Origin of the sequence: Mesorhizobium sp. WSM4906 (assembly GCF_029674625.1) — a bacterium.
GTDB lineage: Bacteria > Pseudomonadota > Alphaproteobacteria > Rhizobiales > Rhizobiaceae > Mesorhizobium.
Window position 1 is genome coordinate 4,426,852 of the sequence record NZ_CP121355.1, and the last position, 12,632, is coordinate 4,439,483.

At 64.5% G+C, this 12,632-nt stretch carries 15 protein-coding genes; 10 read left to right on the forward strand and 5 right to left on the reverse strand.

Features of this window, described 5'->3' with window-relative positions; genetic code table 11:
• Positions 1 to 62: 62 nt before the first annotated feature.
• The 3 genes from QAZ22_RS21225 (at position 63) to hflX (ending at position 2,704) form a co-directional block, all read left to right on the forward strand.
• On the forward strand, positions 63 to 926 hold the full coding sequence (locus QAZ22_RS21225) for a D-amino-acid transaminase (RefSeq protein WP_278202656.1): 864 nt from the start codon (positions 63 to 65) through the stop codon (positions 924 to 926).
• Positions 927 to 1,069: 143 nt separating this feature from the next.
• A complete protein-coding gene (gene hfq, locus QAZ22_RS21230; RefSeq protein ID WP_006202172.1) occupies positions 1,070 to 1,315 on the forward strand; it encodes an RNA chaperone Hfq in 246 nt (81 codons plus the stop codon).
• A complete protein-coding gene (hflX, locus tag QAZ22_RS21235) occupies positions 1,316 to 2,704 on the forward strand; it encodes a GTPase HflX (protein WP_278202657.1) in 1,389 nt (462 codons plus the stop codon). It begins immediately after the preceding gene.
• Positions 2,705 to 2,760: 56 nt separating this feature from the next.
• Here the strand turns inward: hflX and mazG are convergent, their stop codons facing one another.
• The gene (gene mazG / locus QAZ22_RS21240; RefSeq protein WP_278202658.1) at positions 2,761 to 3,585 is read right to left on the reverse strand and encodes a nucleoside triphosphate pyrophosphohydrolase; all 825 of its coding nucleotides are present in this window, start codon (positions 3,583 to 3,585) and stop codon (positions 2,761 to 2,763) included.
• A gap of 81 nt (positions 3,586 to 3,666) precedes the next feature.
• Entirely contained in the window at positions 3,667 to 4,851 is a 1,185-nt protein-coding gene (locus tag QAZ22_RS21245) for an amino acid aminotransferase (protein WP_278202659.1), read from the reverse strand.
• A gap of 169 nt (positions 4,852 to 5,020) precedes the next feature.
• Between QAZ22_RS21245 and QAZ22_RS21250 the strand changes: the two genes are divergently transcribed.
• The 5 genes from QAZ22_RS21250 (at position 5,021) to QAZ22_RS21270 (ending at position 8,538) form a co-directional block, all read left to right on the forward strand.
• Positions 5,021 to 5,542 (forward strand): sigma-70 family RNA polymerase sigma factor, encoded by a 522-nt coding sequence (locus QAZ22_RS21250; RefSeq protein WP_278202660.1) that lies wholly within the window; start codon positions 5,021 to 5,023, stop codon positions 5,540 to 5,542.
• Entirely contained in the window at positions 5,539 to 6,312 is a 774-nt protein-coding gene (locus QAZ22_RS21255) for an anti-sigma factor (RefSeq protein ID WP_278202661.1), read from the forward strand. Before QAZ22_RS21250 ends, QAZ22_RS21255 begins: the two co-directional genes overlap by 4 nt.
• 32 nt (positions 6,313 to 6,344) lie before the next feature.
• Positions 6,345 to 7,061: a Bax inhibitor-1/YccA family protein gene (locus QAZ22_RS21260; RefSeq protein WP_278202662.1), complete on the forward strand. Its 717-nt coding sequence runs from the start codon at positions 6,345 to 6,347 to the stop codon at positions 7,059 to 7,061.
• A 181-nt stretch (positions 7,062 to 7,242) separates the two neighbouring features.
• On the forward strand, positions 7,243 to 8,124 hold the full coding sequence (locus QAZ22_RS21265) for an aldose 1-epimerase family protein (protein WP_278202663.1): 882 nt from the start codon (positions 7,243 to 7,245) through the stop codon (positions 8,122 to 8,124).
• A 3-nt stretch (positions 8,125 to 8,127) separates the two neighbouring features.
• The gene (locus QAZ22_RS21270) at positions 8,128 to 8,538 is read left to right on the forward strand and encodes a hypothetical protein (protein WP_278202664.1); all 411 of its coding nucleotides are present in this window, start codon (positions 8,128 to 8,130) and stop codon (positions 8,536 to 8,538) included.
• On the opposite strand, the gene QAZ22_RS21275 is transcribed toward QAZ22_RS21270, so the two are convergent.
• Entirely contained in the window at positions 8,535 to 8,972 is a 438-nt protein-coding gene (locus tag QAZ22_RS21275) for a class I SAM-dependent methyltransferase (protein ID WP_278202665.1), read from the reverse strand. The genes QAZ22_RS21270 and QAZ22_RS21275 overlap by 4 nt on opposite strands.
• Before the next feature lie 157 nt (positions 8,973 to 9,129).
• Here QAZ22_RS21275 and QAZ22_RS21280 point away from each other — a divergent pair, with 157 nt between their 5' ends.
• Positions 9,130 to 9,522, forward strand: coding sequence for a GFA family protein (locus QAZ22_RS21280; RefSeq protein ID WP_278202666.1), 393 nt, complete (start codon positions 9,130 to 9,132; stop codon positions 9,520 to 9,522).
• A 21-nt stretch (positions 9,523 to 9,543) separates the two neighbouring features.
• On the opposite strand, the gene QAZ22_RS21285 is transcribed toward QAZ22_RS21280, so the two are convergent.
• Positions 9,544 to 11,061 (reverse strand): winged helix-turn-helix domain-containing tetratricopeptide repeat protein, encoded by a 1,518-nt coding sequence (locus QAZ22_RS21285; RefSeq protein WP_278202667.1) that lies wholly within the window; start codon positions 11,059 to 11,061, stop codon positions 9,544 to 9,546.
• Between the two features lie 126 nt (positions 11,062 to 11,187).
• Here QAZ22_RS21285 and QAZ22_RS21290 point away from each other — a divergent pair, with 126 nt between their 5' ends.
• Complete coding sequence (locus QAZ22_RS21290; RefSeq protein ID WP_278202668.1) at positions 11,188 to 11,439, forward strand: DUF1127 domain-containing protein; 252 nt, start codon at positions 11,188 to 11,190, stop codon at positions 11,437 to 11,439.
• A 126-nt stretch (positions 11,440 to 11,565) separates the two neighbouring features.
• Here QAZ22_RS21290 and QAZ22_RS21295 read toward each other — a convergent pair whose 3' ends face one another.
• A complete protein-coding gene (locus QAZ22_RS21295; RefSeq protein WP_278202669.1) occupies positions 11,566 to 12,477 on the reverse strand; it encodes an agmatinase in 912 nt (303 codons plus the stop codon).
• Positions 12,478 to 12,632 lie beyond the last annotated feature (155 nt).

Consider the following 12,632-nt stretch of genomic DNA (forward strand, 5'->3'; position numbering starts at 1 on the left):
ATTGTTCATTACGGCAGCGGCGGAATCGCCTAAGAAAGCCGGACATTTCCCTGAGGTAGCTCATGCCGCGCATTGCCTATGTCAACGGGCGCTACGTCGCCCATGCTGAAGCCCGCGTCCATATCGAGGATCGCGGCTACCAGTTCGCCGACGGCGTCTACGAGGTCTGCGAGGTGGCGCGTGGCTATATAGTCGACATGCCGCGCCATCTTGCCCGGCTCAAGCGCTCGTTGAAGGAATTGTCGATCGCCTGGCCCGTCTCGGAGGGCGTGCTGCCGATGCTGCTGCGCGAGGTCGTGCGCCGCAACCGCGTCGCCACCGGCCTGGTCTATGTCCAGGTGACGCGCGGCGTCGCCAGCCGAGAATTCTTTTTCCCATCGGCCGACACCAAGTCGTCGCTGGTGATAACCGCCAGAAAGGCCGATCCCGCCGCGGCGGCCAAGCGGGTGGAGACCGGCATCAAGGTCATCACCGTGCCCGAGAATCGCTGGGACCGCGTCGACATCAAGAGCACCGGCCTCTTGCCCAATGTGCTCGCCAAGCAGAAGGCCAAGGAGGCCGGCGCCCAGGAGGCTTGGTTCGTCGACGCGGACGGCACCGTCAAGGAAGGTGGTTCGTCCAACGCATGGATCATCACCAGGGACGGCGTTCTGGTGACGCGGCCGGCCGAGCACGGCATCCTGCGCGGCATCACGCGCACGACGCTGTTCGACGTCGCCGCCAAGCTCGGTTTGAAGATCGAGGAACGCGGTTTTTCGGTCGCCGAGGCCAAGGCGGCGCGCGAGGCTTTCATCAGTTCCGCGACCACGATCGCCATGCCGGTGGTCGAAATCGACGGCGCGCCGATCGCAAACGGCCACCCCGGTTCCATGACACTTTCGTTGCGGCAGGCTTTTTTTGACATTGCGGAAAAAAGTCCAGCCTGATAACCGCAAAGGTGGAATGAACCTCAACTATCTCGTTCTGCTTGTCGTTTAGGCGGCAAGAGGGGGTTTGCGCGCTTGACAGTTGCCGCGTAATTTGGCGCATTGGCCCGCAGACCGAAGGGGATCGGCGAAAGACAAAAACAATGGCGGAACGATCGCAAAACCTTCAGGACCTGTTCCTGAATTCAGTTCGCAAGAGCAAAAATCCACTTACCATCTTCCTCATCAACGGTGTGAAGCTGACCGGCGTCGTCACTTCGTTCGACAATTTCTGTGTGTTGTTGCGGCGCGACGGGCATTCCCAGCTCGTCTACAAGCACGCCATTTCCACGATCATGCCGAGCCAGCCGGTTCAGATGTTCGATGGCGAGGAAAGCCAGGGCGCCTGATTGGCACGTGAGAAGGACGCGGACCGCAGCGTTCGCGGGAAACAAGGACATCAGCTCGGGCCGGAAGCCAAAGATCCGACCCGAGCGGTTGTCATTGTGCCGGTGCTTACGCGCCAGCCGCGCGGCGACGACGATTCGAGCCGTCCGCGTCTGAGTCGCTCGGCGGACGCCCGCCACGACGAGGCGGTCGGGCTCGCCAGCGCCATCGATCTCAATCCGGTCCACACGGCGGTGGTGACGGTCGCCGATCCGCGCCCGGCAACGCTGCTCGGCAGCGGCAAGGTGGCGGAGTTCGCCGACATCGTGAAGGAGCGCAAGGCGGAGCTGGTCATCGTCGACCATCCGCTGACGCCGGTGCAGCAGCGCAATCTCGAGAAGGAGCTGAACGCCAAGGTGCTCGACCGCACCGGCCTGATTCTCGAGATCTTCGGCGAGCGTGCCAGGACCAAGGAAGGCACCCTCCAGGTCGAGTTGGCGCATCTCAACTACCAGAAGGGCCGGCTGGTACGCAGCTGGACCCACCTCGAGCGGCAGCGCGGCGGCGCGGGTTTCCTCGGCGGTCCCGGCGAAACGCAGATCGAGTCGGACCGGCGCATCCTGCAGGACAAGATCACCAAGCTGAAGCACGAGCTGGAAACGGTTCGGCGCACGCGCGACCTCCATCGCGCCAAGCGCAAGAAAGTGCCATTTCCGGTTGTGGCGATCGTCGGCTACACCAATGCCGGGAAGTCGACGCTGTTCAACCGGCTGACCGGCGCAGGGGTGCTGGCCGAGGACATGCTGTTCGCCACGCTCGATCCGACATTGCGCCGCGTACGGCTGCCGCACGGCACGCCGATCATCCTGTCGGATACGGTCGGCTTCATCTCGGACCTGCCGACGCATCTGGTCGCGGCCTTCCGGGCGACGCTGGAAGAGGTCGTCGAGGCCGACCTGGTGCTGCATCTGCGCGACATTTCCGACCCCGACACTGCCGCCCAGGCCGAGGACGTCGAGCGCATTCTCGGCGATCTCGGCGTCGATGCCGCCGACACCAGCCGCGTGATCGAGGTGTGGAACAAGATCGACCTGCTCGACGAAGGCAATCGCGAGCGTCTGCTGGCCGAGAGCGCCGGCGGCAAGGCGCCGCCGATCGCGATATCGGCAGCGACCGGCGAGGGGATCGACGCGCTGAAGGCGCTCATCGAGACCAGGGTGTCGGGCGAGTTGGAAACCATGACGGTGACGTTGAGCCCCTCTGAGCTCGGCCAGGTCGACTGGCTCTACCGCAACGGCGACGTCGTTTCACGAAGCGACAATGAGGACGGCAGCGTCACCATCTCGCTGACGGCGACGCATAGCGCAAGGCAGGAAATCGAGAGCAGGCTGCACCGCAAGAACAGCGGCTGACGACGAGCAATTGCGGGAAAAGTGTGTAGCGGTTTTCCGTCCGGAATTGCGTAAACTTATCTTTCGCTTTTGGCCTGCTGCCAAAGCGCTTCCATCTCGTCCAGCGTCGCTTTCTCCAGCGAACGACCGGAAGCCTCCAGAGCCTGCTCCACATAATGGAAGCGCGAGCGGAATTTCTCATTGGTGCCGCCGAGCGAGGCTTCGGGATCGAGCTTGAGATGACGACCGAGATTGACGATGGCAAACAGCATGTCGCCGAACTCGTCCCTGATCGGCGCAGCGTCGCCCTTGGCAAGCGCCTCGCGCAATTCGCCGATCTCTTCCTCTATCTTGTCGAGGATGGGAGCTGCCTCGCTCCAGTCGAAGCCGACGCGAGCGGCCTTCTCCTGCAGCTTCAGGGCGCGGGTTAGGGCAGGGAGCGCAACCGGCACGCTGTCGAGATAGCCCTTGCCGTGATCTTCCGGATCGAGGCCGCGCGCGATGCGGGCATTGCGCTTGTCGGCCTTCTCCGCCGCCTTGATCTTCTCCCACATGCCCTTGGCCATGCCGGCGCTGCGCGCCTTCTCGTCGCCGAAGACATGCGGGTGGCGGCGGATCATCTTGGTGGTGATGGCCTCGACGACGTCGCCGAAGGCGAATTCGCCGGCCTCTTGCGCCATCTGCGCATGGTAGACGACCTGCAGCAGAAGGTCGCCCAGTTCCTCGCGCAGATCGTCCAAATCGCCCCGCGCGATGGCGTCGGCAACTTCATAGGCTTCCTCGATCGTGTAGGGCGCTATGGTGGAGAAATTCTGCTCGATGTCCCACGGGCAGCCGGTCTTTGGCGCTCTCAGCGCCGCCATGATCTCGATCAGCCGGGAAATGTCTTTCGAGGGTTTCATGCGACAAACCCTAGCGCGCGCGGCGGCGGGCGACCAATCCCGCCGGCTGGCAAAAGCCTATTGTCCACAGCCGCGCGGCTCTCAGTCGAGCACCGAGACGATCGCCTTGGCGAGGTCATCCATGCCGTCTTCCGGCAGGCCGGCCACGTTGATGCGGCTGTCGCCCACCATGTAGACGGCATGCTCGGCGCGCAGGCGCTCGACTTGGGCTTCCGTCAGCCCGAGGCGGGAAAACATGCCGCGATGGCTGGCGACGAAATCGAAGCGGTCGGAATTGGACTGCCGGCGCAACGCCTCGGCGAAGGCGACGCGAAGTCTCAGCATGCGCAGCCGCATCTCCTCGAGTTCCGTCTCCCAATCCTTCCTCAGGGCGGCGTCTTCGAGCACCATGCGCACCGCTGCCGCGCCATGGTCCGGCGGCATCGAATAGAGCGCGCGCGCCGCCGCCAGTATCTGGCTCATCGCCACGTCCGCCTGCGCGCCGTCCTTGGCCATGATCATCGCGGCGCCGACGCGGTCGCGGTAGACGGCAAAGTTCTTCGAGCAGCTCGAGGCGACCACCATCTCTGGAACCTTGCCGGCAAGCAGCCGCAGCCCGGCTGCATCGGCATCGAGGCCCTCGCCAAAGCCCTGATAAGCGATGTCGACGAAGGGCAGCAGGCCGCGCTCCAGCAGGACGTCGGCGACCTTGGCCCACTGGGCGGCATCGAGGTTGGCGCCGGTCGGGTTGTGGCAGCAGCCGTGCAGCAGCACGACATCGCCGCTGTTGGCCGTCTCGAGCGCCGCCAGCATCTCGTCGAAGCGGACGGCGCCGGAAGCGGCGTCGAAATAGGGATAGTCGCGCACCTGCAGGCCGGCCGCACGCATCACCGGCAGGTGGTTCGGCCACGTCGGGTCGGAGAGCCACACCGTCGCGCCGGGACGGGTCCGCTGCAGAAGCTCGGCCACCAGCCGGAGCGCGCCTGACCCGCCCGGCGCCTGCGCGGCGCGGATGCGTGAAAGGTCGGCTTTGTCGCCGAAGGCAAGCTTGATCATCGCGGCGTTGAAGCCGGTATCGCCGGCAAGGCCGAGATAGGTTTTGGTGTCCTGGCTCGCGAGCAACCGCTTCTCGGCCTCGCGCACGGCGTGCATCACTGGCGTCCTGCCGTCGCGGTCCCTATAGACGCCGACGCCAAGGTCGACTTTGCCAGGGCGCGTATCGGCGCGATAGAGGCCGATCAAGGCAAGGATCTTGTCGGCGGGCGCGGGCTGCAAGGTTTCGAACATCGATCAGGCTCCAATGGCGGCGGATTGATACGCAAATCGAGCGTATCGCGCCAGCGGTTTCCTCGGATGCCCGCTCGCTTGGGCAGGCCAGCCCGTCGGATCGCAAAAGAAACGGCGAGCAGGGATTAAAATCCCCACATGCTCCGTAAACAGGGGCATGAAACCGTCGATGGCACGCTTCGATATTGTCGGGCAGTTGGGCTCGCTGCGGCGCTATGCGCGCTCTCTGACGCGCGACAGCGCCGATGCCGAGGATCTGGTCCACGACGCGCTGGTGCGCGCCTATGAGCGGCGCGGCACTTTCCGTTCCGGCGGCAACCTGCGCGCCTGGCTGCTCGCGATCGTGCACAACATCTTCATCGACCGCATGCGCGCGCGCCGGTCGGAAGCAGCGCGCATCGAGCAGGCCGGCCGTCTCGCCGATCAAAGCGTGGCCGCGCCCCAGGACCATTCGGTGCGCCTTTCGCAGGTGAGGGACGCCTTCCTGGCTTTGCCAGAAGAGCAGCGCTCAGCCCTGCATCTCGTGGCCATCGAAGGGCTGAGCTACGCAGAGGCCGCCGAGGTTAGCGGCGTGCCGCTTGGAACCCTGATGTCGCGGATCGGCCGTGCTCGTGCGGCTCTGCGCGAAATGGAAGACAGCGCTTCGGCGCGCGGCAAAAACCATTTGAGGATCGTTGGGGGTGAGTCATGACCGCTATCGTCGATCCCGTGACCGATGCCGATCTCGACGCCTATATCGACGATCAGCTCGACGTCGCCCGCCGCATCGAGGTGGAAGCCTTTCTTTCAGCACGCCCGGTAGTGGCAGCGCGCGTGATGTCCGATCTCAGAACGCGCGACGAACTGCGTGTCGCGCTGGCCGGGCCAGGCGCAACCGCACGCCCAGCGACGACCGAAGCGGCGCGGCGGCTGGAGAGGGCGCTTGCCAGGGGTCGCGTCTTTTCCGTGCTGCAGCGGGCCGCGGCGGCGGCTGTGCTGGTGGCGGCAGGGTGGCTCGCGAATAGCGTCTTCGGGCCGATCGCCGTCACCAAGGTCGTCGCCTCGACGCAGCCACCCGCCTATGTCGAAGATGCGGTGAGCGCGCACCGGACGACGCTGGTGCGCGAGACGATGCCGTCGCAGGCGGAAGCGCCGAGCTACAATGCCGACGAAATCCGCGCCGCGACCGCGATCGTCATGCCGTCATTGCCTGATGGTTGGAGGATCCGCGACGTGCAAATCTATCCGTCGCGGTTCGGACCTAGCGTCGAGGTGGCACTCGAAACGAAGGACCTCGGGTTGGTGTCGCTGTTCGCGATCAGGCCCGGCACCTTCGACGTGGTGAAGCCGACCGTCGCGCCCTCGGGCGATATCTCGTCCGCCTATTTCCAGATCGGCGAGGTCGCATACGCCGTCGTCGGACGCGGCGATGCGGGCGATCTCGATCGCGCCGCCGAAAGGCTGGCCCGGACGCTCTACTGAACCCACAGCCGATCCAACCAAGGAGAACCCGAATGAACAGCCCTAATCTCGGCTATCGAATGGGCACCGGCGTCCAGGCCGGTGCTGTCTATGACGAGGGCCTGCGCCGCCACATGCTGCGCGTCTACAACTATATGGGCCTTGGCCTCGTCGTCACCGGCCTCGTCGCTTTCGCCGTGGCCTCGACGCCGGCGCTCTACGTGCCGATCTTCTCCAGCCCGCTGAAATGGGTGGTGATGCTGGCGCCGCTCGCCTTCGTCATGATCTTCTCGTTCAAGATGCAGACGATGTCGGCGGCTGGCGCGCAGGCGATGTTCTGGGCCTTCTGCGCCGTGATGGGCCTGTCGCTCGCCTCGGTGTTCCTGGTCTTCACCGGCACCAGCATCGCGCGCACCTTCTTCATCGCCGCGACGATGTTCGGCGCCACCAGCCTCTATGGCTACACGACCAGGCGCGACCTGACGCAGTTCTCGTCCTTCCTGATCATGGGCCTGATCGGCGTGGTGATCGCGAGCCTCGTCAACCTGTTCCTCGGCTCGACTGCGCTGCAGTTCGCCATCTCGGTGATCGGCATCGCCGTCTTCATCGGTCTGACCGCCTGGGACACACAGACGATCAAGGAGCAGTATGCCGAGAATTTCGACGCGGAATCGCAGCAGAAGCTCGCCCTCTTCGGCGCCTTCTCGCTCTATCTGAACTTCATCAACATCTTCCAGCTGCTGCTGAATTTCACCGGCGAGCGTGAGTAGTCCGAACCGTAGCAGGTAACATTCGAACAAAGCTGTGGCCGGAGGTTCCCCCCGGCCACAACTTCTTTTTGGGGCACCGCCATCGCCCTTCCGTTAGACGCGGCGCCACCCGCTTGCTCTTGAGTTCGCGCAGGGCCTTTTGCTAGCCTGCAAGCCGCACACGAGCCAGCCGCGAGGTCGCATGGAACAGGACAGCCTGACGCTTCGCGGTGACGGCATCTCGGCAACCATCGTCGGGCAGGGCGCGGAATTGGTTTCCCTGCGCGATGCCGACGGCACGGAGTTCTTGTGGCAGGCAGGCCCTGCCTGGCGGCGCCATTCTCCGGTCCTGTTTCCGATCGTCGGCCGATTGAAGGGCGATCAACTGCGCCATCGCGGCCAGAACTATCCGATGATGCAGCACGGTTTTGCTCGCGACAAGCGCTTTGCCTGGGCGGAGCAGGGGCCCGCCTCCTGCACGCTGGTCCTGACTGACGATGCTGAAACCCGCGCCCACTACCCATTCGCCTTTCGGCTGGCGATAGGCTACAGCCTCGCGCCCCGCCGGCTCGGTGTGACGTTCGAGATCACAAACACAGGCGACGAACCGCTACCGGCCTCGATCGGCGCTCACCCGGCCTTCAACTGGCCGCTGCTGCCGGAACTGCCCAAGGAAGCCTATCGGCTGACCTTTGCCGACAATGAGCTCGCGCCGATCCGCCGCCTGAAAGACGGGCTTTTGCTCCCGACGCCGCAGCCAACGCCCATCGAAGGCAAGGCGCTGGCGCTTTCCGAGCGGCTGTTCGATGACGACGCCGTCATTCTGGACCGGCCGGCCAGCACGAGCGTGCGTTACGCCGCCGAGCGGGGGCCGGCGATCGAAATGTCGTGGCGGGGGTTCAACGAGCTGGGCATCTGGTCCAAGCCCGGCGGCGCGCCGTTCCTGTGCATCGAGCCCTGGCACGGCCTCGCAAGTCCGATCGATTTCGACGGCGAATTCGCCGACAAGCCGGGCGTGATGCTGATCGAGCCAGGTGCGAAACGCAGGCTGACCTACGAGATCGTCCTCGGCCGGGAACCGTAAGGCATGGCCTTCGCGATCAAGGCCGAGGTCAAGGACCCGCGCGCGGAGACGTTCTCATTCGCCGCCCAGAAGACCATGTATGGCGGCAAGCATGTCGCCGAAGGCGACACGATCTTCGTGTTCGCCAGCGAGAACGAAGGCGGGCAGGGGCTTATCGCGCGCGGCGTCGTTACACTCTCCGAAGCCATCCCCCGAAGGCCCGACCTCGAACGCCAGACGCCGCGCGTCAGCATTTCGGTCCGGCACACCGCATCGGCTGCGCGGCGATTGGGCCGAGACGAGCTCAAGCGGTTCAAGGACTGGAAGGACGGTCGGCCCGAGACCGAGCTGAACTTCAAATTCTACCGCCAGGCGACGAACAAGATTGTCGGCATCTCGGATGAGACGGCGGCGTTTCTCGACGGGTTTTTCTAGGGCGCTACGGACAAATCGATCTCCTTCAATGGATCGCCGCCGTCGATGAAGAGCCGGCCATGCGGCTTCAGGGCCGCCTTGATGCGGGTCAGCGCCGCCCAGCCAGTCTCGGGGTGACGCCCGTCGAGCGCGCCGACCCGCATGGCAAAGGCGATATCGAAGAGGGTGTCGCCTGGCAGCAATGTGAAGTCCTCGATCGCTGCCTGCCTGAAATCAAGGCGGCCCGAAGCGATCCCATCTGCCGATCCCGCGCGCGCCAATCGAATTGCCTTTTCCGAGCGATCGATAGCCAGAATGAAGCCGTCGCCGATACGGCCAGCGACAGCGCGAGCGGCAACGCCGGGGCCGCATCCGATCTCCAGGACCCGCAGTCCCGGTTTCAACGGAAGGGCTTCGACGAAAGCGGAGATCCGCTCGGAGATTCCGACTGCCATGGCGTAAGTTATGCAATTCGGTTCGTGCTGCACGCAAGCGAGATGGCGCCGAGCGAAAGCTCGTAGGGCAGGGCTCGGGCAATTTGGCGGGTGAAGTCGAATTCTCGACGCGGTTCGTTGTAGACGTTCCGACCGACTGATTTGAAGGAGACGCAACATGGATCGGTTCACGGGCGGCTGCCTGTGCGGCAACGTCCGGATCGTGGCGTCGGGTCGGCCGTATCGGGTCGGCATCTGTCACTGTCTCGACTGCCGCAAGCATCACGGCGCGCTTTTTTATGCCGCGGCGATCTTCCCTCAGGACGCGGTGACGATCGAGGGCGAGACGCGCGACTATGCCGGTCGGTTCTTCTGCCCGCGCTGCGGCTCGTCCGTCTTCGCCCGCACCGCGGACGAGATCGAAGTGCATCTCGGCTCACTGGACGCTCCAGACCAGCTCACGCCGACTTATGAAAGCTGGATCATCCGTCGAGAGTCGTGGCTGCCGCCCTTTCCGGTTACGAAACGGTACGAGCGCGATCGTGAGGCCAAAAGCCGCGTCGAGGAATAGGCCGCACCGTTTGGCCGGCCTTCACTCCGGAAGACCGGCCTTGCGGAAGCCATCGACGAAATGGGCGAGCGTTGCGTCGTCGCGGAACGGTTCCGTTGCAACCCAGTAGCCGGTACTGAAATGCGGATTGCTGACGAGGAACAGGTCGACCTCCGCGCGCGCCTCGTCGAGCCGGCCGAGTTGCGCAAGGCTTGCCGCCAGGAAACGGCGTGAGCTGGTCCGGTACGTTTCGTCCCTGCGCAGCGTCTCGACGGCGCCTTCGTAGTCGCCGGCGGCATATTGCGCCTGGCCGAGCGTCAGATAGTACCAGCTTGGCGGAAACGGGTTCAGCCGGAACGCCTTGCGAATGTGCTCTAGGCTTTCGTTGACCCGCCCGGCCAGCACCTCGATGTCGGACATTGTCGCCCAGGTGTCGGCTTCGTTCGGGTCTAGCTCGATCGCTCTGGCGAACTCCGCGTCCGCCTCGTCGAAGCGGCGCTCATAGGCCAGCAGGTTGGCGAGCACCCAGCGGCAGCCGGCATCGTTGGGGTCGATCGTCACGGCTTTGTGCGCCAGCTCCAGAGCGATGCTGCGCGCGGGCTCGATAGGCTGGCCCCAGTGCACCCATCCCATCCAGTGGTTCATGGCAAGCCAGCGGTAGGCCTCGGCATAGTCCGGATCGAGCGAAACCGCGCGCGTCAGCATCAGATGCGCTTCCCGCGCCGTCTGCGGCGAATCGTCGATCAGTTTTCGCGCCCGCACGCACAGATCATAGGCTTCGAGATTTTTGGGCCGGTTGCGCGGCGGCGGCGCGCGCAGCCTGCCGAGCAATGCCTCCACGATCTTGGCTGTCACTTCGTCCTGGACGGTGAAGATATCTTCCAGGCTGCGATCGAAGCGTTCTGCCCACAGATGTTCGCCGCTTACCGCATCGACCAGCTGGGCATTGATGCGCACGCGCCCGGCCGCCCGTCTTGCGCTGCCTTCGAGCAGGTAGCGCACGCCAAGTTCCCGTGCGATATCGCGCACGTCCATCGCCTTTCCCTTGTAGGCAAAGGCAGAATTGCGGGCGATGACGAAAAGACCGGAAATCCTGGAGAGGTCGGTGGTGAGGTCTTCCGCCAGCCCGTCCGCGAAGGAATCCTGCTCGGGATCGTTGCTGAGATTGACGAAGGGCAGCACGGCTATCGATGGCTTGTCGGGCAGCGGCAAGGGCTTTCGCACCGCGCCGCCGAGCTGTTCGATGGCCCCCGTGAAGCGGTAGCCGACGCGCGGAACCGTGGCGATCCATTCGCCGCCGTCTGCTGCCGGACCAAGCAATTTCCTGAGCTGCGCGATCTGGACGGTGAGGTTGCCTTCCTCGACGGCCGTGCCCTGCCAAGCTGCATCCATCAGCTCGGTCTTGGTCAGGATTTCGCCGGGGCGTTCGACGAACGCGGCAAGCAGTTTTATCCCGCGATAGCCCGCGGAGACGGGAACATCGTTCCGCTGAAGCGTTCCCGCGGCTGAATCAAATACGTACGGACCAAAGGCAAAGCGCGATCCCTGCATGCGCCGCATCTATAGCCGATTTGGAAGTTTTGAGAACTATTTGGACGGGCTTAATTACGACGCGCTTCGCATCCTGCAGAATTCAACCTCTTTCAGGTCGAAGGCCTCCGGGCACTCAACCATCAGGAGGTTGCCATGAACGATATTTTTGCCTCGGCGCCGCATCAGGCAGTGTGCACGCGCACGGCCGCGAGGTCGGACGCGTCGTCTCGGCGCTACAGCCTGGCGACCCTGCGAAGCGCCATCGCGAGTTGGCGCGAACAGACGCACTTCCGCTGGGAACTCAAGCGCATATCGAGGGACAATCCGCATCTGATCGACGACATCGGTTTGACGCGACGGCAGGTCGAAGAAGAGATCGCCAAGCTGCCCTTCTGGCAACGATAGAGGCGAATGCCACAAGGACCATCGTTGCGCTTGCCGTATAGGGCAGGGAGGTTGCCCCTGCATCTCGATGCGGCCGTCCAGACGGCCACAATAGGAAACCCTGTGGCCGTCATATCAGGCTCGTTTTCAAACCTGCCGGACGACGGCGCCGATCACGTTGACGAGAAGCCGTGCGGCTGTCAGCGCCGACAGGCCGTCGATGTCAGCGGGAGAATAGAGCTCGACAAGGTCGAATCCCGCGATGCTGGCCCGTTTGCCGAGGCCCGAGATCAGGTCGATCGCCTGCGTGTAGGTGAGGCCGCCGGGCGTTCGCGCCGCAACGCCGGGCATGACGGAGGGATCGAGGCCGTCGCAGTCGAGGGTAACGACGACCCGCGCGCCTTCCGGTATATGGCGAAGAGCCGCCTCGACGCCCTCGGCGTGTATCTCGCGGGCTGTCACGAAGCGGCTGCCATAGCGCCGCGCCGCTTCGATTTCGCCGAGGCGTGCGCTGCCGACGCTGCGCAGGCCGACCTGCACCATGCCGGCGACATGGGTCATCTCGCTCGCCCGGCGCATCGGGCTCGAATAGCCGTAGCGCTCGCCATGCACCTCGTCGCGCCAGTCGATATGGGCGTCGATCTGCAGGATCCAGACCGGCCCGTGATCGGCAAAGCCACCAAGGAACGGGATGACCACGGAATCGTCGCCGCCAAGCAGGATCGGCACGGCCGGCAATGCCAGGATCTCGCGCGTCTTCGCCTCGATCCGGGCACGGTTGCCGACATTGTCATGCATGGCGGTCAAGATGTCGCCGGCGTCGACGCAGCAGGCCGGCTTGCCGTCGAACAGCGGACCGCCGAGATCGAAATCCCAGTGTTCGAGGAGAGGGGCGTCGTCCTGGCTCGCGGCGCGGATGGCTTCGGCGGCAAGGCCGTAGCCGCTGCTATCCTTGCCGGGATAGGTGCTGCCGTGACCGGCTCCGAAGATCACCGCACGGGGCACGCGGCCATCGGCGAGGTGGTCGGGAAAGCCGAGAAAGGTAGATGAGGCGGTCATTCTTCGATGGTCCTGAATCGGGGTTCCCAGCGCGACAGCGGCTCGGGCAGGCTAGTTGCTTCATCGGTTCGCTGCCATCCCGAAATCGCTGTGTAAGTCCGCAGCCACCTGGATGGCTAGTGATCTGGCCGCGAGAGCTGGCGGCCACGCGGACA

What these genes read in the sequence shown, in the direction of transcription:
- QAZ22_RS21225 (WP_278202656.1), top strand. Translation starts at nt 63, where the DNA reads ATGCCGCGCATTGCCTATGTCAACGGGCGCTACGTCGCCCATGCTGAA.
- hfq (WP_006202172.1), top strand. Translation starts at nt 1,070, where the DNA reads ATGGCGGAACGATCGCAAAACCTTCAGGACCTGTTCCTGAATTCAGTT.
- mazG (WP_278202658.1), bottom strand. Translation starts at nt 3,585, where the DNA reads ATGAAACCCTCGAAAGACATTTCCCGGCTGATCGAGATCATGGCGGCG.
- QAZ22_RS21245 (WP_278202659.1), bottom strand. Translation starts at nt 4,851, where the DNA reads ATGTTCGAAACCTTGCAGCCCGCGCCCGCCGACAAGATCCTTGCCTTG.
- QAZ22_RS21250 (WP_278202660.1), top strand. Translation starts at nt 5,021, where the DNA reads ATGGCACGCTTCGATATTGTCGGGCAGTTGGGCTCGCTGCGGCGCTAT.
- QAZ22_RS21255 (WP_278202661.1), top strand. Translation starts at nt 5,539, where the DNA reads ATGACCGCTATCGTCGATCCCGTGACCGATGCCGATCTCGACGCCTAT.
- QAZ22_RS21260 (WP_278202662.1), top strand. Translation starts at nt 6,345, where the DNA reads ATGAACAGCCCTAATCTCGGCTATCGAATGGGCACCGGCGTCCAGGCC.
- QAZ22_RS21265 (WP_278202663.1), top strand. Translation starts at nt 7,243, where the DNA reads ATGGAACAGGACAGCCTGACGCTTCGCGGTGACGGCATCTCGGCAACC.
- QAZ22_RS21270 (WP_278202664.1), top strand. Translation starts at nt 8,128, where the DNA reads ATGGCCTTCGCGATCAAGGCCGAGGTCAAGGACCCGCGCGCGGAGACG.
- QAZ22_RS21275 (WP_278202665.1), bottom strand. Translation starts at nt 8,972, where the DNA reads ATGGCAGTCGGAATCTCCGAGCGGATCTCCGCTTTCGTCGAAGCCCTT.
- QAZ22_RS21280 (WP_278202666.1), top strand. Translation starts at nt 9,130, where the DNA reads ATGGATCGGTTCACGGGCGGCTGCCTGTGCGGCAACGTCCGGATCGTG.
- QAZ22_RS21285 (WP_278202667.1), bottom strand. Translation starts at nt 11,061, where the DNA reads ATGCGGCGCATGCAGGGATCGCGCTTTGCCTTTGGTCCGTACGTATTT.
- QAZ22_RS21290 (WP_278202668.1), top strand. Translation starts at nt 11,188, where the DNA reads ATGAACGATATTTTTGCCTCGGCGCCGCATCAGGCAGTGTGCACGCGC.
- QAZ22_RS21295 (WP_278202669.1), bottom strand. Translation starts at nt 12,477, where the DNA reads ATGACCGCCTCATCTACCTTTCTCGGCTTTCCCGACCACCTCGCCGAT.